Below are 26771 nucleotides of genomic sequence, written 5' to 3'. Positions count from 1 at the left end.
AGGGGGTGAAAGAGTGCTTGAAAGCCTCTATAAACGAAGAAAAACGAGTCGCTTTGATGTACTCTTTTACATTGTAGCGGGCATATTCATCGTATTAGCATTGCGTTTATTTATGCTACAAATCTTGGCTGGCGGGTATTATCAAGCTAAGGCGGAAGGTAACCGTCTGCGTATGGTACCGATGACTGCGGCACGAGGTATTATGTATGATCGCAATGGTCAAATTCTTGTAGGCTCTAGACCTGCTTATACAATATCTATCATGCCTACAGGGAAGGCTTTGGATGATGGTGAAGTTGCTAAATTAGCAGCTTTATTAAAAATGAAGCCTGAAGATATTACAAAGAAGGTTAATGATCATAAGTATGGCTATGAGCCAATACGTATCGCTAATGATATTTCAATGGACGTAGTAACAACCATTGAAGAGCATCGACATGAATTGCCGGGGGTAACGATTGATGTGGAGCCACTTCGATACTATCCATATGAAACGATGGCTTCTCAACTATTCGGTTATGTTGGTGAAGTGAGTGAAGACGAATTAGAAGAGTTAAAACAACAAGATCCTAATACACTCGTAAGTGGTGGTACTATTTTAGGTCGTTCTGGCCTTGAAAAATTATATGATTCTATCTTGCGTGGTACCGATGGTGGTAAGCAAGTTGAAGTAGATGCTACAGGTCGTCCCGTAGCTGAGGTCGATAGAAAACATACAGTACCTGGTGCTAATATTCATTTAACTATCGATGTAAATCTTCAAAAGGCTGCTGAAGAGGCCGTTAAAAATCAGCTTAATCAGTTGCGTGCTCAAGGTATTCCCGCACAAGGGGCTGCAGTGGTGGCTATGGATCCTAATACAGGGGCTATTTTAGCTATGGTCAGCGCTCCTGAGTTCAATCCAAACTGGTTTGCTAAGGGGATTACAACAGCTCAATGGAATCAGTTAAATACTGATAAAAACCATCCTTTTGATAATAAGGTTATTTCTGGTGAATATCCTCCAGGTTCACCGTTTAAGATTATTACTGGTACGGCCGCATTAGATCTTAAAAAGGTTACTCCTGAAGAGATGATCTTTGACAGTGGTAAACACTGGTTGATTGATAAACGAAATGCAGAAGGTGAAGCATTAGGATGGCTTAATTTTAATAGAGCGCTTGCTAAGTCAGATAACGTTTACTTCTATGAAATGGGTAATCGTGTAGGCATAGAAAATCTCGATAAATATGCTGCGTATTTTGGCATTGGTGAAAAGACTGGTATTAATTTACCGGGTGAGGCTGCTGGTATTATGGCAAGCCCTGAGTACAAACGAAAAGTATATGATGAAGATTGGTACTTAGGGGAAACCTTTGATGCTGCAATTGGTCAATCTTTCACATTGGTTACGCCATTACAAATGGCTGTAATGCTCAGTGAAGTGGCTAATGGAGGTATTAAATATAGACCGTATGTGGTAAGCCGCATCGATAATAAAGATGGCACGCCAAAAGAAATTTTTGGACCTGATAAATTAGGAATTCTACCAGTTCCTAAAAATATTATGGATCTCATTAGAGAAGGCTTGCGTGATGTAACGAATGAGGGCGGTACAGCAGGGGATTTATTTAAAGGATTCCCTATAAATGTAGCGGGTAAAACTGGTACTGCGGAAAACGCACATGGCCGAGATCATGGCTGGTTCGTAGCCTATGCACCATATGATAAACCGCAAATTGTTGTGGTTGCACTCGTTGAACAAGGTAGCTTTGGTGCCGGTTCTGCAGGCCCAATCGTACGAGATGTGTTAGCTGCATATTTCAATGTACCGTTGAATAAAAAAACGAATGATACAAATACTAAAAGTAATAAAGATGCTGCCACTGTAGGCAATACGACGAATGGTCAAAAACCGGAGAAGGCAGTAACTAGTGGGCAACCAAGAAAGGATTAGTATGGGCGAAATCATTGGTGTTGTATCCGGCAAGGGTGGCGTAGGTAAAACGACTGTCACTGCATGCTTGGGTGCAGCCTTAAGTCATGCAGGGCACCGCGTATTGCTCTGTGATGGGGACTTTGGATTGCGCGATTTGGATCTTGTGTTAGGTGTAGCAGATGAAATCATCTATGATGCACTAGATGCGAGTGAAGATAAAGAATATACAGACGATGCTATTGTAACAATTGCAGAAAATCTAGATTTCTTACCGGCTAGTCAAAGTGCGCGCTGGGAAGATATAGGTCGTAAGAAGTATAAGAAATTAGTCCGTCGACTTTGTGATGTATATGACTATATTTTGATTGATGCTCCAGCCGGTATTGGTAAGGGCATAGAGTCTATTTTAGACTTGGTAAATCGCTGTATTGTTGTAACACATCCGTTGTGGGTATCCTTACGTAATGGAGCGCGCATGATTCAAGTGTGTGAGGAACATAATATTCGCGATTTTGCTATTGTATTTAATGCAGTACCTACAGATGGGGAAGACATAGACTTATACAATATGCTAGAAGTTCTTCGCGCCGAATATGTAGGGGCTATGATTCCTTATGATGAAGATGTGTTAACCTATACACAAGATGGACATCTGTTAGAGCTTGCTTCTCATGAATTCCGCAATGTATTAGCACCTCTTGTAGACTATGTTGTAACTGGGGATTGCTGGGAAGATTATGATGTACAAAAGCAATTTGATGACTATGTAGCGAAGAAAAAGGCTGCTACAGAAAAACAAGGTACACCTACACTTGCTACAGCTGGTGAGTCTATCTTTGAAGACTCGAATAATGTTCTCTATATTAATCGCGGCGGTTGGACTACTCAGCGCTTATTAGTGCAAGGTAAGCAAAGCTTGTGGCGCCGTCGTAAATTGAAATAGGTGATATGATGTGGCGGAAACTATGGAACGATAGCGACTGGGCTATTATCATATGTACTTTCTTACTTGTTTGTATCGGTTTAGCAGCCATTGGCAGTGCAACCCATGTTAATCAAGAGCCTATTGGCTTTGGTAGTTTAGTAGTAAAACAACTTATATTTTTCTTAGCTAATGTAGCCGTTGTGATAGGCATGCAGTTTCTTAACTATCATCGCCTAAAGGACTGGGGTAATATCATTTATGGCATTACTCTTTTGATGTTAATTGCCGTTATGGCCGTTGGTACCTCTGCATTGGGGGCTCAACGGTGGATTCAATTGGGCCCTATTACGATTCAGCCATCAGAGTTTTCTAAATTGCTCATGATTATTTGCATGGCTAAAATGCTAGAGCCTCGTATTGGTAAGTTAGATACATTTAAATCATTAATATTGCCTGTATTATATGTTGGGGTACCTATTGCACTCGTATTCTTACAGCCTGACCTAGGTACATCTCTTGTGTATATTGCTATTTTTGTGGGTATGTTATTTATTTCTGGTATTAGAACAAGACTCATAAAAATTATTGCCGGCACTGGTTTATTATTGATGCCTTTGGGGTGGTTTGTACTGAAAGAATACCAAAAACAACGTATTCTCGTATTTTTAAATCCAGATATTGATCCTTTTGGATCTGGTTATCATATTATTCAGTCTAAGATTGCCATTGGTTCAGGTTTGATTTTTGGCAAAGGTATCTTTAATGGGACCCAAAGTCAGTTGAACTTCTTACCAGAAAACCATACGGACTTTATTTTCTCCGTGATTGGTGAAGAATTTGGTTTTGTAGGTTGTATCATTGTATTGTTCTTGCTCTTTATGCTTATTTATCGGAGCATTAAAGTAGCATATATGTGTAATGATAATTTTGGTATGTTATTAGCTACGGGGATTGCTACCATGTTTACCTTTGAGGTGCTCGTTAATGTAGGCATGACCATTGGTATTATGCCTGTTACAGGTATTCCATTACCATTCCTTAGCTATGGTGTCAGTGCGTTGACTACCAATATGTTGAGTATCGGTATTTTGTTAAATATTGCTATGCAACGGACGAAATATATTTTTTAAACCCTATTTTTAGGATTGATTGTGAAAGAAGTCTTTCAGAAAAGACGGAGGATGTATGATTCAATTAGATACGTCATGGTTACAACATGTCCAAAAGCCGGCTCGCTATACGGGCGGCGAATATAACAGTATTGTAAAAGATCATAGTACTGTTGATGTAACAATGGCTTTAGCTTTTCCAGATGTATACGAAGTGGCTATGAGCCATTTGGGCATCAAAATTTTATATGGTCTTGTAAACCGTCGTGAAGATGCAGCAGCAGAACGTGTGTTTGCTCCGTGGCACGATATGGAAGAGGAAATGCGCAAACGCAACATTCCTTTGTTCTCTTTGGAAACTCGTACGCCTATCAAAGATTTTGATGTGTTAGCTTTTACACTTCAATATGAGATGAGCTTCACTAATATCTTAAACATGCTCGATTTGGCTGGCATTCCAATGTACGCTAAAGACCGTGATATGGAGTTTCCATTACTCGTTTGTGGTGGTCCATGTGCCTTTAATGTAGAGCCTATTGCAGATTTCTTTGATATTGTCTCCCTTGGTGAGTCTGAAGAATGGGGCGATGAATTTATCGATCTCTACAAGGCTGAAAAGGCAAAAGGATTCCCAGGTGGTAAGGAAGCATTCTTGCGTAAAGTGGCTCAAATTCCTGGTACGTATTGTCCAGCGCTATACGATGTGGAATATACAGAGCAAGGTGATTTTAAATCCATTACACCGCGCTTTGATGACGTGCCTGCAGCTGTTGAAAAACGCATTGTAGAAGATGTGGAAAATGTTTTCTATCCAACAAAACCTGTTGTACCGTTCTTAGATATAGTTCATGACCGTGCGGTACTTGAACTATTCCGTGGTTGTACACGTGGTTGTCGTTTCTGCCAAGCTGGTATGCTATATCGTCCTGTACGTGAAAAGACACCTGAACGTTTGTTACAAATTGCTAAAGATACGATTGCCAATACTGGGTATAACGAAATCTCTTTGATGAGCTTGAGCTCTGCGGATTATTCTAAACTACCTGAATTAGTAGATATGCTCATGGAAGAGTTCAAAGATAAACAAGTAAGTGTAAGCTTGCCATCCTTGCGTATTGATAGTTTCTCTATCGATATTGCGAAAAAGGTTCAACAAGTGCGTAAGAGTGGTCTTACCTTTGCCCCTGAAGCAGGGACACAACGTATGCGCGATGTTATCAATAAAGGTGTTAGTGAAGAGGACTTGTTGGCGGCTTGTACAAATGCCTTTAAATCAGGTTGGAATACAGTTAAATTGTACTTCATGATGGGCCTTCCAACTGAGACAGACGAAGACTTGGCAGGCATTGCTGATCTTGCGTACAAGGTGCTCGATTTACACCGAGATATTACAGGGAAACGCAATGGTTCTGTAACAGTCAGTGTATCCTTCTTCGTACCAAAAACACATTCTCCATACCAATGGTATGGTCAACAAGATGTAGAGGAAATCCATCGTAAGCAACGGTATTTAAAATCTCTCATCAATAACCGCAATATTTCCTACCATTACCATGATGGCTATACTGGCTATATGGAGGCTGCTTTTGCTCGTGGGGACCGTAGATTATCTAAAGTTCTTGTGAAAGCATGGGAAGCGGGTTGTAAATTTGATGGTTGGACTGAGTACTTTAACTATGAAACTTGGTTGAAAGCCTTCGCTGATTGTGGTTTGGATCCAGCATATTTTGCAAGACGTACTCGTGACTTTGATGAACCATTACCTTGGGACCATTTAGATTGCACTGTAAGTAAAGCTTTCTTGAAACGGGAGTGGGAACAAGCGGTAGAGGCAAACCTTACAAGTGATTGCCGTCGCGGGCCATGTAAAGGTTGTAATGTATGTCCAGAGCTAAATACTGCAATTATTGATTACAAGGAGGGTGGCAGAGTTGAAAAAATTACGTTTGGCCTTAAATAAGGGCGAAGAATTACGATTCTTGTCGCACCTTGATTATGCACAAGCTGTGGAGCGTATGATTCGTCGCGCTGAGATTAAAATGGCCTTTTCAGAAGGTTTTAATCCTCATATGAAGATTAGCTTTTCCTCTGCACTTGCTTTAGGCGTAACAGCTGCGGCTGAATATATCGATATGGATGTCATTGAAGATGATAGTTTAGAGTCCATTATTGAACGTCTTAATCGTGTAGCACCGCCAGGCCTTGAAGTACTAGGTGGTAAAGAAATGCCTGACAAGGTTAAAAAGATGATGGCTATTTGTAACTTTGCTATCTATGAAGTTACAGGCCCTGTAACGGATGAAAATGCCGATTGGGATGCGTTATTAAAACCTTTTAATGAGGCTCCGGAAATTTCTTACGAAAAGGTAACACCAAAGAAAACTCGTATTATTGATGTAAAAGAATTTGTAAAGGAACCAATCGTTGCATCCGTGAAAGATGGTATGGTTACTCTTACAATGGGCATCGGTATTTATCCTCAAGGCACTATTAAACCTAGTGAAGTGTGGAACCTTGGTAAAGACCAATATAATTGGCCTATTACAAGTGGCTATGAAATTCATCGTAAAGCGATTATGGTGGAAAACGAAGAAGGTCGCTACACTCCATTGGAAATTAACTACTAATACTCGTTATATACATCTTAACTACTAATATCTTTACATAAATCTTAAGCGGTTTATATATGCTTTAGTGCTTTAAAAGACCTATATATTTTATATTGAACGAAGGGAGGGATAGGATGCATAAAATTTTGGTCAATGTTATGCGCGAAGAAATTCGCATGGCTGTTGTCGATGAAGAAGGTCAGTTAATAGATTTCGTGTTAGAACGTACCGATGAGAGCCATATGGCAAATCATATGTATAAGGGCACTGTTAAGAACGTGTTAAACGGTATGCAAGCTGCCTTTGTTGATATTGGTGGCTCTCAAAATGCGTATTTGAACCTTCAACAGGGGAAAGAACAAAAAATCTTGCCACGCCTATCTGTGGGACAGCAAATTCTTGTACAAGTGGTAAAAGAGGAAATGCTTGGCAAAGGAGCTCGCGTTACAGCTGATGTGAGTTTGGCAGGACGTTTTATGGTGCTTTTACCATACTCTGAAGGCATGCATATTTCTAAGAAAATTACTGATGAAGCAGTACGTGCTAAATTACAAGAATTAGCAGCGCCTTATGTACAGGAAGGCTGTGGATTTATTATTCGTACGGCAGCCGCTAAGGCTAGTGCTGATGAAATCGGTCGTGATATGGAATATCTATGGCGTACATGGCAACATGTGTTGAAGCGCTTTAAGGTGGCTAAGAGTGGTACTGATCTCTATAGTGATGCGGATTTTTGGTTCCGCCTTGTACGAGATTATGCGCATCGCAATGTAGGAGAGATTATTGTAGATTCTGATATGGGGGAATCTCGATTACTGGATCTATTAGGTCATGGCCCAACATCTCAACAAATTAAAGTGACACGTCACCGTGGCAGCACACCTATTTTTAAAGCCAATCACATTGAACCTCAATTAGAGGATCTTATCTCTCGTGATATTAATTTACCTTCCGGTGGTTCTATCCGTATCGATCATACAGAAGCACTTACCGTATTTGATGTTAACTCTGCTCATTACACAGGTAAGTCTAATAAGCTAGAAGATTTAGCTTTCACAGTTAATAAAGAGGCGGCAAAAGAAATTTGTCGTCAACTGCGCTTACGAGATATTGGTGGCATTATCGTCGTCGATTTTATCGATATGAAGGATAAGTCGCATCAACAAGAGTTGCTACAACTATTGAGCGCACAAGCTAAGTTAGATAAGATGAAAACCGTCGTATGTGGTATTAGCTCTCTCGGTCTTGTAGAAATGACGCGGAAGCGTGCCCGTCAAGGTTTGCAAACCTTGATGTTTGATACATGTCCTCAATGTGGAGGCACTGGATACATGTTGTCGGGCAGAACTGTATATATGCAAATCATTCGTCGCATTCGTGAGTTATTTAAGTCGGGGCGAATTAAATCGAACCTAGAAATCGAAGTTCATCCGGAGGTTGCTCAATACTTAACAAAGGCTGTTCTTGAAGAATTAGGCGACTCTATAGGCCGTAAGATTTCTATTGTAGTAAATCCACAAATTAGCCGTGAAGGCTATTCCTTGATGGCTGTAGCAGAATAAGTAAGTAGTTTATTATAGGTGAGTATAGTGTCTGTATTTGAAATTATATTAATTAGTGTTGGCCTAGCTATGGATGCCTTTGGTGTATCTATTGGTAAAGGTTTATCTATGCCGGTAGGGGAAAATGGACGAAAGATGACATTAGCATTCTTATTCGGGGTATTCCAGTTTCTCATGCCTGTTATTGGGTGGCTCATTGGACGCCAGTTTATCGATGTCATATCTGAATGGGATCATTGGATTATCTTTGGACTTCTTGGCTATTTAGGTATTGCTATGATTCGAGAAGGCCTCAGTGATGACGATGAAGAAGACGATGAGAAGCAATTCTTAGGTGCTTGGGAAATGATTATGCTTTCCATCGCAACTAGCCTTGATGCGATGGCAGTAGGCTTGACCTTTGCTTTTTTACCTATTAATGTATGGGAAGCCTCCACGATGATAGGGGTCATTACCTTTGGTATTTCTCTTGTTGGCGTGTACCTAGGTAAATTTATGGGCCAGTTCGTAGGAAAATATGCAGACATATTAGGTGGGGGTGTATTGATCCTCATCGGTACAAAAATACTTTTACAACACCTCGGTATTATCGGAGAATTTTAGAGGTTTGTATATATATGAAAGTATCGTAAACGGAGCTATTTATGGTGAATTTTGTTTGACATGGGTAGGTAAATACGATATACTATATCAGTATTAGTTCGGTTTACTGAACTTTGCAATCCGCGTGAAGCAGGTTTAAACGCCCGACCGATGTTCGGGTCGGGATACCGAATTCAGCGAGTTCGATAACAAGGAGGTGTTCTCATGTACGCAATTATTAAAACTGGTGGTAAACAATATCGCGTTGCTGAAGGCGATGTAATTACTATCGAAAAATTGGAAGCAGCTGCTAACGAATCCGTTACATTCGAAGAAGTTTTGACTGTAGTGAATGACGGCGACGTTAAAGTTGGCGCTCCTCTTGTAAACGGTGCAAAAGTTACAGGTACAGTTCTTGAGCATGGTAAAGGTAAAAAAATCTTAGTATTCAAATACAAAGCTAAATCCAACTACCGTCGTCGTCAAGGCCATCGTCAACCGTTCACAAAAGTTCGTATTGAATCTATCCAAGCTTAATTATGGTTTCCATTGGAATCCAGCGGAATCGTGATGGTCAAGTAATTGGTTGTCACATGTCCGGTCATGCAGGATATGATGATCATGGCTTCGATATCGTATGTGCTGCAGTGTCTGCCTTATCGGCAACGGCAATGTTAGGACTTACCCAAATTGCTCAGCAAGAAGGGGAGTATACAAATAGCGAAGGTCAATGTGATATGGTTCTCTCTGGTACGATTAACCAGAGTGGACAGGATATTCTGGGGACTATGATCCTTGGTTTAAAGGAAATTAGCCGTCAATATCCAGAGTTTGTCCAAATACACGAAATATAGGAGGTGAACTTAATGTTTACTTTTGATTTGCAATTGTTCGCACATAAAAAAGGTGTGTCCAGTACTCGTAACGGTCGTGATAGTGAATCTAAACGTCTTGGTGTTAAATGCCATGATGGTTCCATCGTAAAGAGCGGTAACATCATCGTTCGTCAACGTGGTACTCACTTCCACCCTGGTACTAACGTAGGTATCGGTAAAGATGACACTTTATTCGCACTTGTGCCTGGTAAAGTAGCATTTGAACGTGCTGGTCGTTATAACCGTAAAGTTAGCGTATACCCTGTAGAAGCTTAATTTTACAATGACTATTAATCCCTAGTGGTTTTCCACTAGGGATTTTTTATCGTTTCTAGGCGAATCTAATTAAGGGAAATACTGATATACATTTTAATCATATTCGATATAGATAATCGATATGAATTAGAAATACCCATACTAGAAAGGTTGCTTCCTCTTGTGAGGGAGCAACCTTTTATTGTGTGTCAAATTCCTATGTTTTTTAGTAGGAATAGTGGTATACTAAGTACAGTATCAGTGAAATACCAGAAGACTGGTTGTCATATACTTTCATAAACCTAAAGAGGGGTGGCATTGCCACTAGAAAGATTTGAGGTAAGTACTATGTATGATGTAAAATCTCCAAAGGCGGAGGAATTTATTTCCCATCAGGAAATCCTTGATACTCTTGCTTACGCAGAGGAAAACAAGGAAAATCGGGAGTTGTTAGATGCTATTTTAGAAAAGGCTGCTACATTTAAGGGGTTAAACCATAGAGAGGCAGCTGTTCTATTAGAATGTCCGTTGCCTGAATATAAGGAAAAGCTTTATGCTTTAGCAAAAGAAATCAAGAAAGCCATTTACGGTGATCGTATCGTTCTGTTTGCACCATTATATTTGTCTAACTATTGTATTAATGGTTGTGTATATTGTCCTTACCATTCTAAAAACCGCGATATTAAACGTAAAAAGTTGACTCAAGACCAAATTAGAGAAGAGGTTATCGCTTTAGAAGCGATGGGCCATAAGCGCATTGTAATTGAGTCTGGTGAAGATCCACTCAATAATCCGCTTGAGTATATTTTGGAATCCATTAAAACTATTTACGGTATTAAAAATAAAAATGGCGAAATTCGCCGTGTAAACGTAAATATTGCAGCTTGCTCTGTTGAGGATTACAAGAAATTACACGAAGCTGGCATTGGTACATATACATTATTCCAAGAAACGTACAATAAAGAAAACTACGAAGCATTACATCCAACAGGCCCTAAGAGCGACTACGCCTACCATACAGAGGCGATGGACCGCGCTATGCAAGGTGGTATTGATGATGTAGGCATCGGTGTTTTATATGGTTTAGAACACTATAAATACGATTTTGTAGGCTTATTAATGCATGCTGAACACTTAGAGGCTGTATTTGGTGTAGGTCCACATACAATTTCTGTACCTCGTATTTGTCCAGCTGATGATATCGATGTAGATGATTTCAGTAATGCTGTACCTGACGATATCTTTGAGAAAATCGTTGCTCTTATTCGCGTATCCACACCGTATACAGGTATGATTATGTCCACCCGTGAAAGCCAATCTATGCGTGAACGTGGCTTGGCATTAGGTATCTCCCAAATTAGTGGTGGCTCTCGTACTAGCGTAGGTGGCTACAAAGAAGAAGAAAAACCAGAAGATAATTCTGCTCAATTTGATCGCAGTGATACACGTACATTAGATGAAATTGTAGATTGGTTACTAGACCTTGGATATGTACCAAGTTTCTGTACTGCATGCTATCGTGCAGGTAGAACAGGGGACAGATTCATGGCCCTTGCTAAATCCGGTCAAATCCACAACTGTTGCCAACCAAATGCATTGATGACATTAAACGAATACATCATGGATTATGGTGATGAAAAGACTAAAGCTCATGGCGCTAAGGTTATTGAACAACAGTTAGAAAATATCAAAAACGACTTAGTTAAAGATAAAGCGAAAGCTTATATTGCACAGATGAAAGACGGCGAACGAGACTTCCGGTTCTAAGTAATTCACTGATCTAGAACCTCCTATTGATAATAGGAGGTTCTTTTTTGTTGAGAAAAAGACAAAGCTTAAATGAGAATAAAATATATAAAATAGTTTATTTTATTCGCTTTTTGATGTATAATAAATAAAAATGATAATGATAATACGTTAAAATTTATAATAATATTGATTATAAACTACTGAGGGATATGATGATTAAGAAAAAACGTTGGCGCATTTCCACAAGCGACAAAGAACAAGAAAATATCTTAATCCGTGAACTTGGTGTAAATCCTATTGTGGCAAAATTAATGGTAAATCGCCACATAGATGTTGACGAAGGGCGGAAGTTTTTACAAGGCTCTTTGTCAGATTTGTTAGATCCATTCACATTAAAAGATATGGATGTAGCTGTTTCGCTAGTTCAGGAGACAATTGAAAAACATAAACAAATCGTTATTTATGGCGATTATGATGTAGATGGTATTACTGCCACATCTGTTCTATATCGATTTTTAAAGAAGTTAGGTGCCGATGTTACCTATTACATACCAGAACGTCAAAGCGAAGGGTATGGCCTCAATTTAGAGGCTTTAGAGCACCTTATAGAACGGGGAACAGCTTTAGTAATTACCGTAGACTGCGGTATCAGTTCTTACGATATTGTAGAGGCTGTACGTGATCGTATCGATATGATTATTACCGATCATCATACGGCACCAGATATGATTCCGAGGGCTAAGGCTGTTATTAACCACAAGCAAAAGGATTGTCCTTATAAGGATAAAAACTTGTCCGGCGTTGGGGTTGCCTTTAAATTATGCCAAGCTTTATGGCTCACAAAATATGGTGAATGGTATTTAGATGATTTAGATATTGTTGCACTAGGTACTGTGGCAGACGTAGTACCGTTAGTAGGTGAGAACCGCATCATTGTAAAAGCAGGCCTAGAGAAGATGAATAGTCATCCTAATTTGGGCATTAAAAAGCTTATCGATGTGGCGGGCCTCCATGAACGAACTATAACATCTGGACATATCGGTTTTACTTTGGCACCTCGCCTTAATGCAGCAGGTCGCGTAACTCATGCAACACGTGCTGTTGAGTTACTTGTTACCGATGATGCTGATACGGCAGAAGCTATTGCAGAGGAATTAAATGAAACTAACCGTGAACGCCAAGAACTGGAGCGGAATATTCATGAACTTGCTCGCATCGATGTGGCTAATCAAGGTCATAAAGCGGATTATGTAACGGTGGTGGCTGGTGAAGACTGGCATCCTGGTGTTATCGGTATTGTGGCCTCTCGTTTAGTTGAGGAGTTTTATAAACCAACCTTAGTCATCAGTATTCATGATGGCGTTGGTAAAGGTTCCTGCCGCAGTATTGATGGCTTTAACATCTATGATGCACTCAAGTCCTGTGAAGATGTGTTGCTACAGTTTGGTGGTCATGCTGCAGCAGCTGGCTTTAGTATAGATGCAAGTCGTATAGATGAACTACGAGACCGATTAACGGCGTATTGTAAAGAGCATGTAACACCGGAAGAATACATTCCTGTCGTTGCTATTGATGCGGAACTACCCGTTGACGATATCGATGTAGATATCATTGACCGCGTATCAGCCCTTGAACCTTATGGTATGGCTAATAGTACGCCGGTCTTTGCCGTTATGGAAGCAACGGTACAAGATATTATGCTTATGGGGCAGTTAAAAAATCATTGTAAGGTGATTTTAGAAACCTCAAGTGGTACGTTAGATGCTATTGCTTGGAATCGTCCCGATTTGTTTAAAACTATATTTGTTGGAACTGTGGTAAAAGTAGCCTTTTCCTTACAAAAGAATGAATGGCAAGGGATGGTTTCTCCACAGCTTATGATTCAAGCTATTGAACCGTTGAGTGAAGAGCCTATTACACTTTCAACAGAAGGGCTTAGACAAATGTATGTCATAGTAAAACAAGCTATGCGTGGTCGTAGTCAATCGGTTTACCATGTGGAACAAGAAATTTTGCGCCGCAAACCGGCAGATCAAAATAATCGTAGTGCCCTTACATCCTTAGATGTTTTTAAGGAGTTGGGCATCATAGAAGAATATACAAGTGATGATGGTCAATTAATGCTAAGATGGAATGCCGTTGAAGGAAAATTAGATCTTGTCACATCCGTAACATTTCTTACCTATAGTGTATAGGAGGTGACACCATGACAACTGTAAATGAAGAAGGCAAAGCTTTGGTGGAACAAGGTACATTTAACAAAGAAAAAGCTTTAGCTGAATTTATGGAATATATCCATACCTATTTAACAGATGATGAGTGTAACCAAGTATTGAAGGCTTTTGAACTTGCTGATAAGGCTCATGAAGGTCAATTAAGAGCTTCTGGTGAGCCATATATTATGCATCCACTAGCAGTAGCTGAAATTTTGGCACACTTACAAATCGACCATATTACGCTTATGGCTGCACTTATGCATGATGTGGTGGAAGATACATCGTATTCAAAGGAAGACTTGGAGAACATGTTTGGCTCTGAGGTGGCTTTCCTCGTTGATGGTGTAACGAAACTAAACCAGTTCCAATATGAAACAAAAGAAGATCGCCAAATGGAAAATTATCGGAAGATGATTTTGGCTATGGCGAAGGATGTGCGCGTCGTTGTTATTAAACTAGGTGACCGCTTACATAATATGCGTACTTTAAAGCATATGCGTAGCGACAAGCAAAAGCGTATTGCAAAGGAAACATTAGAAATCTTTGCTCCTTTAGCACATCGCCTTGGTATCTTCAATGTGAAATGGGAACTAGAAGATTTATCATTCCGCTATTTAGAGCCGGAAAAATATTATGATCTTGTAGATCAAATGAAACAAAAACGCCAAGCTCGTGAGGACATTGTAAATGATACGATGAGCCAACTTACAAAAGCGTTAGGGGAAGCTCATATTAAGGCGGATATTAAAGGTCGTCCAAAACACTTCTACAGTATTTACAAGAAGATGAAAAAGGACAACCGTGATTTATCTCAAATTTACGATTTGCTTGCTGTTCGTGTTATCGTTGATACAATTCCAGATTGCTACGCCGTACTAGGTATTGCGCATAGCTTGTGGAAACCATTGCCATATCGTTTCAAGGATTATATTTCCATGCCGAAATCGAATATGTATCAATCCTTGCATACAACGGTTATCGGTACCATGGGGCAACCTGTTGAAATCCAAATTCGTACATGGGAAATGCACCGTGTATCTGAGTATGGTGTTGCTGCTCACTGGCGCTATAAAGAAGGCAATAAAAATGGCGATAAGGATTTCGACCAAAAGGTTGCGTGGTTGCGCCAAGTTCTTGAATGGCAAGATACAAGTAATCCAACAGAACTGGTTAATGCGTTAAAACTAGACGTTTTCTCCGGTGAGGTATTTGTATTCACACCAAAAGGCGATGTTGTTAAATTGCCAATCGGTTCGGTTCCACTTGATTTTGCGTACCGTGTTCATACTGATGTTGGTCATCGCTGTGTAGGGGCTAAGGTAAACGGTAAAATTGTACCGCTAGATTACACCTTACAAAATGGCGATATTGTAGATATCATTACATCTAAAACAGGTCGCCCAAGTCTTGATTGGCTTAATATCGTAGGTTCTTCTGAAAGTAAGAGCAAAATTCGCAACTGGTTCAAGCGTGAAAATAAGGCTGAAAATATTGAAAAAGGCCTAGAAGCGCTTGAAAAAGAAGCAAAACGATTAAACTATAGTTGGAAAGAATTGATCGGTGATAATCGCCTCCAACAAGTTACAAAACAACTGAAAGCTGGTACTGAAGAGGAAATGTTTGCCGCTTGTGGCTATGGTGGCATTCCTGTCAGCACTGTTCTCTTACGGTTGATTGAACTCTATAAAAAATCTAAAGAAGCAGAAGAGTCTAAACACAGCACTGAACAAATCATTGAGAAGTTAAAAGCTCAAGGGCCAAAAACGACTAAGAATGGTACGGGCGTTCTCGTAAAAGGGGAAGCTGGTGTCATGGTACGTATGGCGAAATGCTGTAGCCCAGTTCCTGGTGATGATATCATCGGTTACATCACGCGTGGTCGTGGTGTATCTGTCCATCGCTCCGATTGTACGAGCCTTGGCCATACGCCAGAAGATTTAGAACGTATGATTGAAGTCTCTTGGGATGGTTCCTCTGGTGAATCCTTCCATGTAGGTATCGATATTCAAGCATACGATCGAAATGGTCTGTTGATGGAGGTTATGGCAGTACTTTCAGAATTGAAAATCACCATTACAAACATCAATGCTAAGGTTCAAGAAGATACTAAAACTGTAAGTATCAATGTAGTTGTCGATATCCGTGATATTTCACAACTTGATTTTGTTATGACTAAGTTGCGCCGTATTCGTGAAGTATATACAGTACAGCGTAGTAAAGGAGGGGCTTAATGAGTGAACAACAATTAGTGCTTATGCGCATGCCATTAGGTCCATTAGGGACTAACTGCTATGTTATTGGAGATAAAGCGGTAGGCGAAGCTTTCATTATTGATCCTGCTACTGCTGAAGTATTAGAGTCTCTAAAGAAACATGATTTAAAACCAAAGGCGATTTTATTAACCCATGGTCATGGCGACCATATTGGTGGCGTTCAAGAGATTGTAGATATATATCATGTGCCTGTATATATTCAAAAGGGCGATGTACCGTATTTGTCAGATCCTGAACTCAATCTCAGCGCTTATAGTAATCCAACACCAATCAAGGTAAATGCTGACATTATCGAGGTTAAACAAGGTGACCACATTACCTGTGGTGCTATTAATCTTGAAGTACTTGAAACACCGGGTCATACGCCAGGTGGGGTATGTTATTACATGGAAGGCCTTGTATTTGTAGGGGATACTCTCTTTAGAGATTCCGTAGGTCGTACTGATTTTCCAAATGGCTCTTATGAGACATTAATGGAATCCATTAAAACTCAGCTTTATAAATTGCCTGACAATACAATGGTATATCCTGGTCATGGACCAGAAACAAATATAGGTTATGAAAAACAATACAACCCATTCGTTGGGGCGTAGGTTTTATAAAACTTTTGTAAGAAGTAAAGGGGATAGTTATCATGAACACAACATTAGAGAAATTAAAAGAACGCATTAAAGATAAAAAATACAAATTGACTACACAACGTCAAACAATTTTACAAGCCTTCATCGATGCTGATGAAAATCATTTGAGTGCTGAAGACGTATATGTACTTGTAAAAGAAGTAGCTCCTGATATCGGCTTAGCTACTATTTACAGAACACTTGATCTATTCACTGAACTTGATTTGTTAAAACGTCTTGATTTCGGCGATGGTCGTAACCGTTACGAATTAAATGATGAAGAGTTCGCTCATTTCCATCATCATTTGATTTGTGTAAAATGTGGTAAAGTATCCGAGTTCGAAGACGATATGCTTGAAACATTAGAGTCTATCATCGCTAAGAAATTGAACTTCCGCACTATTGACCATCAATTGAAAGTATATGGTTACTGCAGCGATTGTCAAAATCATATGACTGAAGCAGAACTTGAAAAATTAGAACGTATGGCTCATCACCATGCTTAATGGATATCTATATACGGGGCCATTGCCACTTGGCTCCGTAGTAGCCCATAACTGTGGTGCTGCCGGTTTATTCTCTGATAAGGTTAATCCAGAGGTTCTTCTAGAGGCTATAGAGGTAGATGGTTTATATCGCTTGACTGTAACTATTGGGGAGACCGTAAAAACTTTTGACGGTGATATTTCCTCTATGGGCCGACGTCAAATTGGCCAAGCCTTATTGCGCTATTTGCGTGAATATCAAGGTTTACCAGCCGATGCCCCATGGGGGACTATGGTCGGTGTGCGCCCTACAAAGCTACTACATAAATATATAGATACATATGGCTCTGTCCACGCAGCAACTCGTCACATTAGGGACGAGTTTTCTGTGTCTATGGAAAAGCTTGCAACGTTGGGGGCTATCGGTAAGTATCAACGGCCATTTTTAGCTGATACAGACCATAAAAAGGTGAGTCTCTATTGTGGCATTCCTTTCTGTGATACGCGTTGTGTGTACTGCTCGTTTCCTTATGGGCTCTATCAGGATTACACTGATAAAAGTCAATTCTTGACAGCTTTAGGCCGTGATATAGAGGATATGAAAGCTATTGCTCAGTCTTACGGCTTAATGGTAGATACCCTCTATATGGGAGGCGGTACACCGACGGTATTAGGGGAGGAAGACTTTCACCAAGTCCTAAAACAGTTATCTATACTAGTGCCAGAAGGACATGAGTTTACTGTAGAGGCGGGGCGTCCGGATTCTGTTAATCCTCGAAAGATACGATCTATGCTCGATTTTGGTGTAAATCGTATCAGTATTAATCCACAAACGATGCAAGATGATATTTTGCGTCGTATAGGGCGTGGGCATAGTGCGCAAGATATTGACGAACTATTACAATATGTAAAAGTTAATACACCATTTGCTGTAAATATGGATTTTATTGCCGGCTTACCGCATCAAACGATGCAAAACATGGTAGAGAATATGGATTACGTATGTCAAAATTTGCCGGAAAATGTTACAATTCATACGTTAGCATTAAAACGTGGTAGCCCATTGTATGATTTAAATATGCAAGATGATATTCCTGAGGAACATCTCGTAGCAGAAATGGTACAATATGGTAAAGAGCGTCTTGAGGCAGCTGGCTATGTGCCATATTATCTATATCGCCAACAATACATGAGAGGGCAGTTAGAGAATATTGGCTATACCTTGCCCGGTAAAGCGTGCGAATATAATATTCAGATCATGGAAGAGCGACAAAGTATTCTATCCATGGGGCCCGGCAGCTCATCTAAGTGGATGCGCGCCCCTGAATATCGTCAATTGAAACAGCACATGCCAAAGGATGTTGATGTTTACCACGCAACAATAGATGCACTATTAGAGAAACGACATAGAATTTGTGAGAAATTTTGGGAGGTTGTGTAATGGCTATTAGAAAACCAAGAGGTACACAAGACTTTTTGCCAGAGCAAATGATAAATTGGCACTATATTGAACAACGTATGCGTGAAATTTGTAAAGTATACGGGTTCAATGAAATTCGCACACCTGCCTTTGAAGATACTAAATTATTCTTGCGCGGTATCGGTGAAACGACAGATGTAGTACAAAAGGAAATGTATACATTTACTACAGGCGATGACGGTGGCTCTAGCTTCACATTGCGTCCTGAAAATACCGCATCTGCTGTACGTGCATACTTAGAAAATAAAGTATATGGTAAAGAAGGCCTTACAAAATGGTATTACATGGGACCTATGTTCCGTCATGATAAACCACAAGCAGGTCGTTACCGTCAATTCCATCAATTTGGTGCAGAGGTACTAGGCTCTCAATCTCCAGTTGTAGATAGTGAAGTTATCTGCATGGTTGTACAATTGTTGAAAGACTTTGGCCTTAAAGACCTCAATGTAGAGGTGAACTCTGTAGGTTGTCCAACATGCCGCCCTGTATATCGTGAAAAATTAATTGAATTTTTTGAACCTAAAAAAGAACAATTATGCAGTGATTGCCAAGAACGTTTATATAAAAATCCTTTGCGTATCTTGGATTGCAAAAATGAAACATGTAAAGCCTTGTCCGTAGGTGCTCCTGAAATTCACGAACATTTATGTGAAGAGTGTCATGATCACTTTGAAGAATTGAAGACATATTTAACGGCTGCAAATGTGCAATATACATTAAATCCTCGCCTTGTACGTGGTCTTGATTATTACACAAAGACAGCATTCGAAGTACAATACACTCCATTAGGCGCGCAAAGTGCCGTTGCAGGTGGTGGTCGTTACGATGGCCTTGTAGAGGAACTTGATGGTCCTCATACGCCAGCCATTGGCTTTGCCATGGGCATGGAGCGTTTGCTATTAGCTCTTGAAAAACAAAACTTGTTGCCTGAACCAACTGTTGAACCATCTGCATTTGTAGTGGCTCTTGGTGATGCGGCTAAGGTAGAGGCTTTCAAAATTTGCCAAGCATTACATGATGCATATATAACCGTTGAAATGGACGGACAGGGCAAGAGTATGAAGGCACAATTAAAATATGCTAACAAAATTAATGCAAAATATGTTATCATATTGGGTGATGATGAATTGGCTCGTGGGGAAGCCATAATCCGATTCATGGAAACTAGTGAACAAGAAACTGTACCACTTGATACAGTTTCTGAACGTATAACTTCTTTGGTGAAAGGATGACAATTAGAATGGAAACAATGCAAGGCTTACACCGTACGCACGGTTGTGGCACCATCTCTGAACAAGAGGTAGGTAAAGAGGTCGTATTATGTGGTTGGGTAGAACGCCGTCGTGACCACGGTGGTTTGATTTTCTTGGATTTACGCGATCGTTCTGGCGTAGTACAAGTAGTAGCGTCTCCAGACCATAACGTAGAATCTTTCCACAAAGCAGAAGATGTTCGTAATGAATATGTACTTTGCGTACGTGGTAAAATTACAAAACGTGATGAAGCAGCTATTAATCCAAACCTTCCTACAGGTGCATACGAAATGTACTGTGAAGAGTTGCGCGTATTAAACTCCGCTAAAACTCCTCCATTCTATATCCAAGATGATATCGATGTAGATGAAAATATTCGTTTGAAATATCGTTACCTTGACTTGCGTCGTCCAGAAATGCAACGCAACTTGATTTTGCGTCACAAAGTAACGAAAGCAATGCGCGACTTCTTCGATAGCCGCGATTTCTTGGAAATTGAAACTCCAATGCTTACTAAATCTACACCAGAAGGCGCTCGTGACTATTTAGTACCTTCTCGTGTAAATGCTGGTACATTCTATGCATTGCCACAATCTCCACAAATTTTCAAACAAATCTTGATGGTTGCTGGTTATGAAAAATACTTCCAAATCGTTCGTTGCTTCCGCGATGAAGATTTGCGTGCAGACCGTCAACCTGAGTTCACTCAACTCGACTTGGAAATGTCCTTCGTAGATGAAGAAGACATTTACTCCATGCTTGAAGAAATGATTGCTCATGTATTTAAAACTACATTGGGCAAAGAAATTCCATTGCCTATGCCTCGTATTACATGGGATGAAGCAATGGATAAATACGGTTCTGACAAACCAGACCTTCGTTTCGACATGGCCTTTACTGATGTAACTGATCTTGTAAAAGATACAGAATTCAAAGTATTCCGCTCTGTAATCGACAATGGTGGTGTAGTTAAAGGTATCGTTGTACCTGGCGATGCTGGTATTCCACGTCGTGAACTTGATGACCTTGTTGAATATGTAAACCGTTACGGTGCAAAAGGCCTTGCATGGGCTTGCTTCAATGAAGATGGTTCCATCAAGTCTCAAATCATGAAGTTCTTAGGTGAAGATACAATCCGCAATATCGGTGAAAAAATGGGCGCTAAAGGTGGCGACCTTGTATTGATGATTGCTGATAAACCTGCCACTGTGGCACGTGCATTAGGTGAATTGCGCCTTGAAATGGCACGCCGCATGAACATGATTGACCAAGATAAATTAGCATTCACATGGGTAACTGATTTCCCTATGTTCGAATATAACGAAGATGAAAAACGTTATGTTGCAATGCACCATCCGTTCACAATGCCTCGTCATGAAGATCTTGATAAATTGGAATCTGATCCTGGCAGCGTAAAAGCGATTGCTTACGATATGGTATTGAACGGTGTTGAAATCGGTGGCGGTTCCTTGCGTATTTACCAATCCGATGTACAAGAAAAAGTATTCAAAGCTATTGGTTTATCTGAAGAAGAAGCTAAATCTAAATTCGGCTTCATGCTTGATGCATTCCAATACGGTGCACCTCCTCATGCTGGTTGTGCATTCGGCCTTGATCGTCTTGTTATGTTGATGGCAAAACGTCAATCTATCCGCGACGTAATCGCATTCCCTAAAACTCAATCTGCTTCTGATGTAATGAGCCAAGCTCCATCTGAAGTAGAACCTAAGCAATTAAAAGAGTTGCATATTAAACCAGATATCGAGGAAGAAGAAGAGCAATCTTTGGTGTAAAAACATAGGCAAGAATTGATTAAATTTGAAATGTCAAGACTTGTTAATTACGAATCTTTCTGATACTATTTATGTATAAGATATCCCTGCCATGTGCGTGTGATATCGCAGTTTTGAGCCAACACATTTACTTCGGGAGTCCGAACTCTCGTCTGAACGTTACGCCCTTACGGGACAACTGAAGGATGAGGAGGACACCCACCTGCCCTAAGCAGGATCAAAACGCGGTACATTACGGCATGGTGGGGCTTTTTTGCGTGTAAAAATGGCATGTAATGTCATATACTATATATAGAAAAGACCAGTCAATATCGTTATTATGGGCTATTGATATATAAATTCTATTCTTAATGAATACAATTTGCTGGCCTGTACGATTAATAGAACTTTAGAGTTAATAGATAAGATGTTATGGATTGAGGTGATAGAATGGATAGTTTATTTGATATGACGCCCACTAATATGTATGAACCGTTACCGGTGCGTATGCGTCCTACCACATTAGACCATTTATATGGTCAAGAAAAAGCGGTAGGGAAGGGGACTTTCTTGCGCGCCATGGTTGAAAAGGATACAATTCCATCTATGCTTTTTTATGGCCCATGTGGAACGGGTAAAACTACACTAGCAGGTATTATTGCTAAGGTTAGCAATAGTCATTTTGTAAATTTAAATGCTACTAATGCGGGCATAGGTGAGCTGCGTAATATCATAGAGGATGCTCGTAAGCGGGTGCGATCTTTACAACAACGAACCATTTTATTCCTCGATGAAATTCACCGCTTTAATAAAAGCCAACAAGATGTGTTATTACCTTGTGTAGAGGATGGCACAATCATCCTCATTGGCGCTACCACAGAAAATCCATTTTTTGAGGTAAATAGACCTCTTTTATCTCGTCTAAGATTAATTACCCTAGAAGCGCTTACACCAAAGGCTATAGGCCAAATTTTGCGCCGTGCTATTACAGATGAAGAGGTAGGCCTTGGTAAACGTCATCTACAGGTGACAGATGAGGTTCTTGAAGATGTAGGGATTTTCGTCAATGGCGATGGGCGTATGGCGTTAAATATTCTAGAGCAAGCTTCAGCAATGGTACCTGATGAAGGGGCTATTACTATAGAGGTCCTTGAAAAGGTCGTAGGCCGCCGTATTTATACATACGACAAAAAAGGCGATAGTCACTACGATACGATTTCTGCGTTTATTAAAAGTATGCGTGGTTCTGATGTACAAGCGACGATGCACTACTTGGCACGTATGATTGAAGCTGGCGAAGATCCAAACTTTATCGCTCGTCGTATCGTAATTTGTGCTGCTGAGGATGTAGGTCTAGCAGATCCCCAAGCTTTGATTCTCGCCAATGCAGCCGCTCAAGCCGCTCATATGGTAGGCTTCCCTGAAGCGCGCATTATATTATCTGAGGCGGCTTGCTATGTAGCATTAGCGCCGAAAAGTAATTCTGCTTATATGGCAATCGATGCAGCCATTGCCGATGTGCGCCACAAGGATTGTGGCCAGGTGCCAGATCATTTAAAAGATAGTCATTATAGTGGTGCTAGCAAACTAGGCCATGGGAACACCTATAAATATGCTCATAACTATCCAAATGGCTATGTACAGCAGCAGTATTTACCAACACCTCTTGTAGATGCTACATACTACAATGGTATTAAGAGAGGGAAAGAAGAACAGTTACTTCGTGACTGGGAGGAACGGCGTAAAAGCTAACTAAATACTTCGATATATGCTATAATATAATGATAAGTTAATTTACAGTAGTGTTATATAGTAAGGGGTTTGTATAGATTTATGGCAGAAGAAAAAACTTCCACCAAAAAACGCAATACACGACGAAAGCGAACAAGTACAAAACAGCAAACTAAGTCTCAAGGATTTTCCTTGCGTAGCGAAGTTAAAGGCTTAATTGTAATTGCCTTTGCAGTTATTTCCCTGCTCGGGTTCTTTGGCTTTGAACTCGGTCTTGTCGGTGAAATCTTAACAGGTATATTCCGCTACGGCTTCGGCCTAGGTGGGATTATTCCTTGTTTGTGTGTTTTCTGGGTAGGTTGGAGATTATTATATAAGGGGACATTTATTTCCATTACAAAACGAGGCATTGTAATGACCTTGTTTTTCTTATTCTTGTTAGCTCTTGTTCCGTTGTGGCGCGTTCCTGAGGGGCAGGAACTCATTACTACACAACTAGCTAATCAAGGCGGTGTTGTAGGTGGTGCTATTGCAACATTCATGCGCACTTTATTAGGTAATTTAGGTGCTATTATTCTTGATGTATTCTTATTGTTAGCCTTTGGTCTTCTTATTACTCGATTATCTTTGCGCAGTGGGTTGCAAAAGGCAGCGGATAAAACTCAAGTAGGTTTAGATGTAGCAAAAGAGGTAGCTGCTGAGAAGGTAGCCGTGGCGAAAGAGGTCTTTGACGATTGGAATGAACAACGCAAAGAGGCGGCGGCACAGCGTAAAGCCTATAATCGGGAAAAGGATACACGCTTTGAAGATGCTGCAGATCAAGCGTTAGATACATTGGAAAAACGCGGTATAATTGCTGATAGAGATAATTTTGAACCTAGTGCAATTGTAGAGAATGAACCTATGGTAGACACAGTCACAACTGTGGAAACACCAAAGGCTCCTACATCTTGGAAAGAATTAGCCGAGATAGAGGCACGCAATCGAGCAGCAGAACAATTGGCGAATATTTCTGAAGCTTCTGGTGATGCGAAGTCTTATGATGCGGATGATTTCGATCAATTCTTAGATACTAGTAGATCTACTGGTGATGATTATGTGTATGTTCCAGATGAGGATTATACATATACTCCAGATGAAGGATATTCCGATGATTCTGAATCAGGAGACAATACTCATGAGGACCAACCGGAGTTTACCTATCAAAATACAACGATGGGTCCATTGGAAACTAACCATGCTGCCATAGCGTCTGCGGTGCCTGGAACAGGTGCTGCTGCAAGTTCTGTAAGTGCTGGTGCAGGTATGACTGGTATGAGCTTACAAGTACCGTCTACCATTAGTACTACAGAAGATACAGCACAAGTAGCAGTGTCTAAAGAGGGTCAAATTCACCGTACCTATGATAGACCTTATCATTTCCCAAGCCTTGATATTTTGGCGAAAGGGAAGGGGAGTCAAAGCAATGGTGAAGAAGTAGCTCAAAATGCAATGATGCTTGAAAATGTATTGAGCAACTTTGGCATCACTGCTAAGGTCGTTAATGCAACACAAGGTCCAACTGTTACGCGTTATGAAATTGAACCTGCACCGGGTGTAAAGGTTAGCCGTATCGTTAATTTAACAGATGATATTGCCCTTAATTTAGCGGCTCAACATATTCGTATGGAGGCTCCAATTCCTGGTAAATCTGCTATTGGTATTGAGGTTCCTAATAAGACAACAGAGGCCGTGCATTTGCGCGATGTTCTTGATTGCAGTGACTTCAAGGATGCGCGTGGTGGCATTCCAGTTGGTCTTGGTAAAGATATTGCAGGGAAACCTGTTATTACAGACCTTGCGAAGATGCCTCACTTGCTTGTAGCAGGTACTACGGGTTCTGGTAAGTCTGTATGTGTTAATACCTTGATTTCCAGTATTCTATTTAGTCGTAAACCGGAAGAGGTTAAGTTATTATTAATCGATCCTAAGATGGTTGAATTGTCTATTTATAATGGCATTCCTCACTTGATGGCGCCAGTTGTAACAGACATGAAAAAAGCAGCTGCTGTATTGCGTTGGGCCGTTCGTGAAATGGAGGCTCGTTATAAAGCCTTTGCAGCATCTGGTAAACGAGATATTAAGAGTTATAACGAAGCGCATCCTAAGGCGGCTATGCCGTTGATTGTATTAATCATCGATGAGTTAGCTGACCTTATGATGACAGCTCCTGATGATATTGAAGAATCTATTAGCCGCTTAGCACAAATGGCGCGTGCTGCGGGTATTCATATGGTACTTGCTACACAACGTCCATCTGTTAACGTTATTACAGGTTCTATTAAGGCCAATGTACCGAGCCGTATTTCCTTTGCCGTAGGTTCTCAAATTGACTCCCGTACTATCCTCGATATGGCGGGGGCAGAAAAATTACTTGGTAAAGGTGATATGCTGTTTGCTCCAATCGGGGCGAATAAACCAATTCGTGTACAAGGTGCATTCATCTCTGATGATGAAGTTGAACATCTTGTGGAATTTGTAAAAGCTCAACGAGAACCAGAATATGATGATACTGTTACACAAGAGGCTGAAAAGGAAACAGAGAAAGAATCATCTGAAGAAAATGATATTTACCGCGATGAATTATTAGAGCGTGCTGTTAATCTTGTAATGGAATCTGGTCAAGCTTCTGTATCCATGTTGCAGCGGCGCTTCCGCATAGGTTACACTCGCGCGGCTCGTCTTGTAGATACGATGGAAGATCTTAAAATCGTTGGCCCTAGCATGGGCAGTAAAGCTCGAGAAATTTTAATGAGTCCTGAACAAGCAAAGGCTCGCTATTTCTCGGACTCCAATGATGAACAATAATTGAATGATTACGATATGAGTAGTATGTAGAGTTAGAAAGGAACGAAAATGGCTGAATTAGGCGAAGAATTACGACGTGAACGGGTAAGACGTAATCTAACCTTTAAAGATGTGGAGCAAGTACTTCACATTAAGACAACCTATTTGGAAGCTATCGAAGATGGTAAATATGACATCATTCCTGGTCAGGTCTACGTGAAAGGCTTTATTCGTAATTATGGTAATTATTTAGATCTTGATGGTGATCGCTTGGTGAAAGCCTACCAAAGCCAAGTAGGGGATATTGATACTTTTTCTTTACGCTCTGTGACGAGACAGAAAGCGCAAGCGACACCAAATTTAGTGCAAAGCGAGTTCGTTGAATACCAAACCTCTAAGAAACGAATGTCCTTAGAAACGCGTCAACGAAAACGTCAACGTTCTATCGTTCAAGAACGTATTATTTTAGGCATAATTTTATTCTGTATGGCATTATTTTTACTTTGGTTATTCCTTTTCTGATAAAAGGAA

Annotated in this window: 21 protein-coding genes and 1 other RNA gene; all 22 read left to right on the top strand. The window is 40.3% G+C overall.

What is annotated here, in order from left to right; all coding sequences use genetic code 11:
• Nucleotides 1-13: 13 nt before the first annotated feature.
• The 22 genes from mrdA (at nucleotide 14) to VRHSUH10_RS03140 (ending at nucleotide 26762) form a co-directional block, all read left to right on the top strand.
• Nucleotides 14-1936 (top strand): penicillin-binding protein 2, encoded by a 1923-nt coding sequence (mrdA, locus tag VRHSUH10_RS03245; RefSeq protein WP_105089429.1) that lies wholly within the window; start codon nucleotides 14-16, stop codon nucleotides 1934-1936.
• Between the two features lies 1 nt (nucleotide 1937).
• Nucleotides 1938-2861 carry a P-loop NTPase gene (locus VRHSUH10_RS03240; protein WP_105089428.1) on the top strand — a complete coding sequence of 308 codons (924 nt, stop codon included), beginning with the start codon at nucleotides 1938-1940 and terminating at the stop codon, nucleotides 2859-2861.
• Between the two features lie 8 nt (nucleotides 2862-2869).
• Nucleotides 2870-3973: a rod shape-determining protein RodA gene (gene rodA / locus VRHSUH10_RS03235; RefSeq protein ID WP_105089427.1), complete on the top strand. Its 1104-nt coding sequence runs from the start codon at nucleotides 2870-2872 to the stop codon at nucleotides 3971-3973.
• 55 nt (nucleotides 3974-4028) lie between these two features.
• On the top strand, nucleotides 4029-5912 hold the full coding sequence (locus VRHSUH10_RS03230; RefSeq protein ID WP_105089426.1) for a TIGR03960 family B12-binding radical SAM protein: 1884 nt from the start codon (nucleotides 4029-4031) through the stop codon (nucleotides 5910-5912).
• The gene (locus VRHSUH10_RS03225) at nucleotides 5884-6579 is read left to right on the top strand and encodes a TIGR03936 family radical SAM-associated protein (RefSeq protein WP_105089425.1); all 696 of its coding nucleotides are present in this window, start codon (nucleotides 5884-5886) and stop codon (nucleotides 6577-6579) included. Before VRHSUH10_RS03230 ends, VRHSUH10_RS03225 begins: the two co-directional genes overlap by 29 nt.
• Before the next feature lie 116 nt (nucleotides 6580-6695).
• The gene (locus VRHSUH10_RS03220) at nucleotides 6696-8123 is read left to right on the top strand and encodes an Rne/Rng family ribonuclease (RefSeq protein WP_105089424.1); all 1428 of its coding nucleotides are present in this window, start codon (nucleotides 6696-6698) and stop codon (nucleotides 8121-8123) included.
• A 27-nt stretch (nucleotides 8124-8150) separates the two neighbouring features.
• Nucleotides 8151-8726 carry a manganese efflux pump MntP family protein gene (locus VRHSUH10_RS03215; RefSeq protein WP_105089423.1) on the top strand — a complete coding sequence of 192 codons (576 nt, stop codon included), beginning with the start codon at nucleotides 8151-8153 and terminating at the stop codon, nucleotides 8724-8726.
• A 204-nt stretch (nucleotides 8727-8930) separates the two neighbouring features.
• Entirely contained in the window at nucleotides 8931-9242 is a 312-nt protein-coding gene (gene rplU / locus VRHSUH10_RS03210) for a 50S ribosomal protein L21 (protein WP_004698652.1), read from the top strand.
• Between the two features lie 2 nt (nucleotides 9243-9244).
• Nucleotides 9245-9559, top strand: coding sequence for a ribosomal-processing cysteine protease Prp (locus VRHSUH10_RS03205; RefSeq protein WP_105089422.1), 315 nt, complete (start codon nucleotides 9245-9247; stop codon nucleotides 9557-9559).
• A 12-nt stretch (nucleotides 9560-9571) separates the two neighbouring features.
• Complete coding sequence (rpmA, locus tag VRHSUH10_RS03200) at nucleotides 9572-9856, top strand: 50S ribosomal protein L27 (RefSeq protein WP_004696430.1); 285 nt, start codon at nucleotides 9572-9574, stop codon at nucleotides 9854-9856.
• Between the two features lie 327 nt (nucleotides 9857-10183).
• A complete protein-coding gene (hydG, locus tag VRHSUH10_RS03195) occupies nucleotides 10184-11602 on the top strand; it encodes a [FeFe] hydrogenase H-cluster radical SAM maturase HydG (protein WP_105089421.1) in 1419 nt (472 codons plus the stop codon).
• A 194-nt stretch (nucleotides 11603-11796) separates the two neighbouring features.
• Nucleotides 11797-13779: a single-stranded-DNA-specific exonuclease RecJ gene (gene recJ / locus VRHSUH10_RS03190; RefSeq protein ID WP_105089420.1), complete on the top strand. Its 1983-nt coding sequence runs from the start codon at nucleotides 11797-11799 to the stop codon at nucleotides 13777-13779.
• Nucleotides 13780-13790: 11 nt separating this feature from the next.
• Nucleotides 13791-16031 carry a bifunctional (p)ppGpp synthetase/guanosine-3',5'-bis(diphosphate) 3'-pyrophosphohydrolase gene (locus tag VRHSUH10_RS03185; RefSeq protein WP_105089419.1) on the top strand — a complete coding sequence of 747 codons (2241 nt, stop codon included), beginning with the start codon at nucleotides 13791-13793 and terminating at the stop codon, nucleotides 16029-16031.
• Nucleotides 16031-16666: an MBL fold metallo-hydrolase gene (locus VRHSUH10_RS03180; protein WP_105089418.1), complete on the top strand. Its 636-nt coding sequence runs from the start codon at nucleotides 16031-16033 to the stop codon at nucleotides 16664-16666. Before VRHSUH10_RS03185 ends, VRHSUH10_RS03180 begins: the two co-directional genes overlap by 1 nt.
• Before the next feature lie 41 nt (nucleotides 16667-16707).
• Nucleotides 16708-17199, top strand: a complete 492-nt coding sequence (locus VRHSUH10_RS03175; protein ID WP_105089417.1) for a Fur family transcriptional regulator — start codon at nucleotides 16708-16710, stop codon at nucleotides 17197-17199.
• Nucleotides 17192-18619, top strand: a complete 1428-nt coding sequence (hemZ, locus tag VRHSUH10_RS03170; RefSeq protein WP_105089416.1) for a coproporphyrinogen dehydrogenase HemZ — start codon at nucleotides 17192-17194, stop codon at nucleotides 18617-18619. Before VRHSUH10_RS03175 ends, hemZ begins: the two co-directional genes overlap by 8 nt.
• The gene (gene hisS / locus VRHSUH10_RS03165; protein WP_105089415.1) at nucleotides 18619-19890 is read left to right on the top strand and encodes a histidine--tRNA ligase; all 1272 of its coding nucleotides are present in this window, start codon (nucleotides 18619-18621) and stop codon (nucleotides 19888-19890) included. Before hemZ ends, hisS begins: the two co-directional genes overlap by 1 nt.
• An 8-nt stretch (nucleotides 19891-19898) precedes the next feature.
• On the top strand, nucleotides 19899-21704 hold the full coding sequence (gene aspS, locus VRHSUH10_RS03160; protein WP_105089414.1) for an aspartate--tRNA ligase: 1806 nt from the start codon (nucleotides 19899-19901) through the stop codon (nucleotides 21702-21704).
• A gap of 80 nt (nucleotides 21705-21784) precedes the next feature.
• Nucleotides 21785-21957: non-coding RNA, 6S RNA (gene ssrS, locus VRHSUH10_RS03155), on the top strand.
• Nucleotides 21958-22133: 176 nt separating this feature from the next.
• Nucleotides 22134-23435: a replication-associated recombination protein A gene (locus tag VRHSUH10_RS03150; protein ID WP_105089413.1), complete on the top strand. Its 1302-nt coding sequence runs from the start codon at nucleotides 22134-22136 to the stop codon at nucleotides 23433-23435.
• 81 nt (nucleotides 23436-23516) lie between these two features.
• The gene (locus VRHSUH10_RS03145; RefSeq protein WP_105089412.1) at nucleotides 23517-26261 is read left to right on the top strand and encodes a DNA translocase FtsK; all 2745 of its coding nucleotides are present in this window, start codon (nucleotides 23517-23519) and stop codon (nucleotides 26259-26261) included.
• A 48-nt stretch (nucleotides 26262-26309) separates the two neighbouring features.
• Entirely contained in the window at nucleotides 26310-26762 is a 453-nt protein-coding gene (locus VRHSUH10_RS03140) for a helix-turn-helix transcriptional regulator (RefSeq protein WP_105089411.1), read from the top strand.
• Nucleotides 26763-26771: the final 9 nt, after the last annotated feature.

The organism is Veillonella sp. T11011-6 (assembly GCF_002959755.1).
Taxonomy (GTDB): domain Bacteria; phylum Bacillota; class Negativicutes; order Veillonellales; family Veillonellaceae; genus Veillonella.
Note: the sequence above shows the minus strand (reverse complement) of the source record. Positions and strands in the feature narration are given on the sequence as shown.

Excerpts from the sequence above, each read along its gene's own strand:
- VRHSUH10_RS03240 (WP_105089428.1), top strand. The coding sequence starts at position 1,938 with ATGGGCGAAATCATTGGTGTTGTATCCGGCAAGGGTGGCGTAGGTAAA.
- rodA (WP_105089427.1), top strand. The coding sequence starts at position 2,870 with ATGTGGCGGAAACTATGGAACGATAGCGACTGGGCTATTATCATATGT.
- VRHSUH10_RS03230 (WP_105089426.1), top strand. The coding sequence starts at position 4,029 with ATGATTCAATTAGATACGTCATGGTTACAACATGTCCAAAAGCCGGCT.
- VRHSUH10_RS03220 (WP_105089424.1), top strand. The coding sequence starts at position 6,696 with ATGCATAAAATTTTGGTCAATGTTATGCGCGAAGAAATTCGCATGGCT.
- rplU (WP_004698652.1), top strand. The coding sequence starts at position 8,931 with ATGTACGCAATTATTAAAACTGGTGGTAAACAATATCGCGTTGCTGAA.
- VRHSUH10_RS03205 (WP_105089422.1), top strand. The coding sequence starts at position 9,245 with ATGGTTTCCATTGGAATCCAGCGGAATCGTGATGGTCAAGTAATTGGT.
- rpmA (WP_004696430.1), top strand. The coding sequence starts at position 9,572 with ATGTTTACTTTTGATTTGCAATTGTTCGCACATAAAAAAGGTGTGTCC.
- hydG (WP_105089421.1), top strand. The coding sequence starts at position 10,184 with ATGTATGATGTAAAATCTCCAAAGGCGGAGGAATTTATTTCCCATCAG.
- recJ (WP_105089420.1), top strand. The coding sequence starts at position 11,797 with ATGATTAAGAAAAAACGTTGGCGCATTTCCACAAGCGACAAAGAACAA.
- VRHSUH10_RS03185 (WP_105089419.1), top strand. The coding sequence starts at position 13,791 with ATGACAACTGTAAATGAAGAAGGCAAAGCTTTGGTGGAACAAGGTACA.
- VRHSUH10_RS03180 (WP_105089418.1), top strand. The coding sequence starts at position 16,031 with ATGAGTGAACAACAATTAGTGCTTATGCGCATGCCATTAGGTCCATTA.
- VRHSUH10_RS03175 (WP_105089417.1), top strand. The coding sequence starts at position 16,708 with ATGAACACAACATTAGAGAAATTAAAAGAACGCATTAAAGATAAAAAA.
- hemZ (WP_105089416.1), top strand. The coding sequence starts at position 17,192 with ATGCTTAATGGATATCTATATACGGGGCCATTGCCACTTGGCTCCGTA.
- hisS (WP_105089415.1), top strand. The coding sequence starts at position 18,619 with ATGGCTATTAGAAAACCAAGAGGTACACAAGACTTTTTGCCAGAGCAA.
- aspS (WP_105089414.1), top strand. The coding sequence starts at position 19,899 with ATGGAAACAATGCAAGGCTTACACCGTACGCACGGTTGTGGCACCATC.
- VRHSUH10_RS03150 (WP_105089413.1), top strand. The coding sequence starts at position 22,134 with ATGGATAGTTTATTTGATATGACGCCCACTAATATGTATGAACCGTTA.
- VRHSUH10_RS03145 (WP_105089412.1), top strand. The coding sequence starts at position 23,517 with ATGGCAGAAGAAAAAACTTCCACCAAAAAACGCAATACACGACGAAAG.
- VRHSUH10_RS03140 (WP_105089411.1), top strand. The coding sequence starts at position 26,310 with ATGGCTGAATTAGGCGAAGAATTACGACGTGAACGGGTAAGACGTAAT.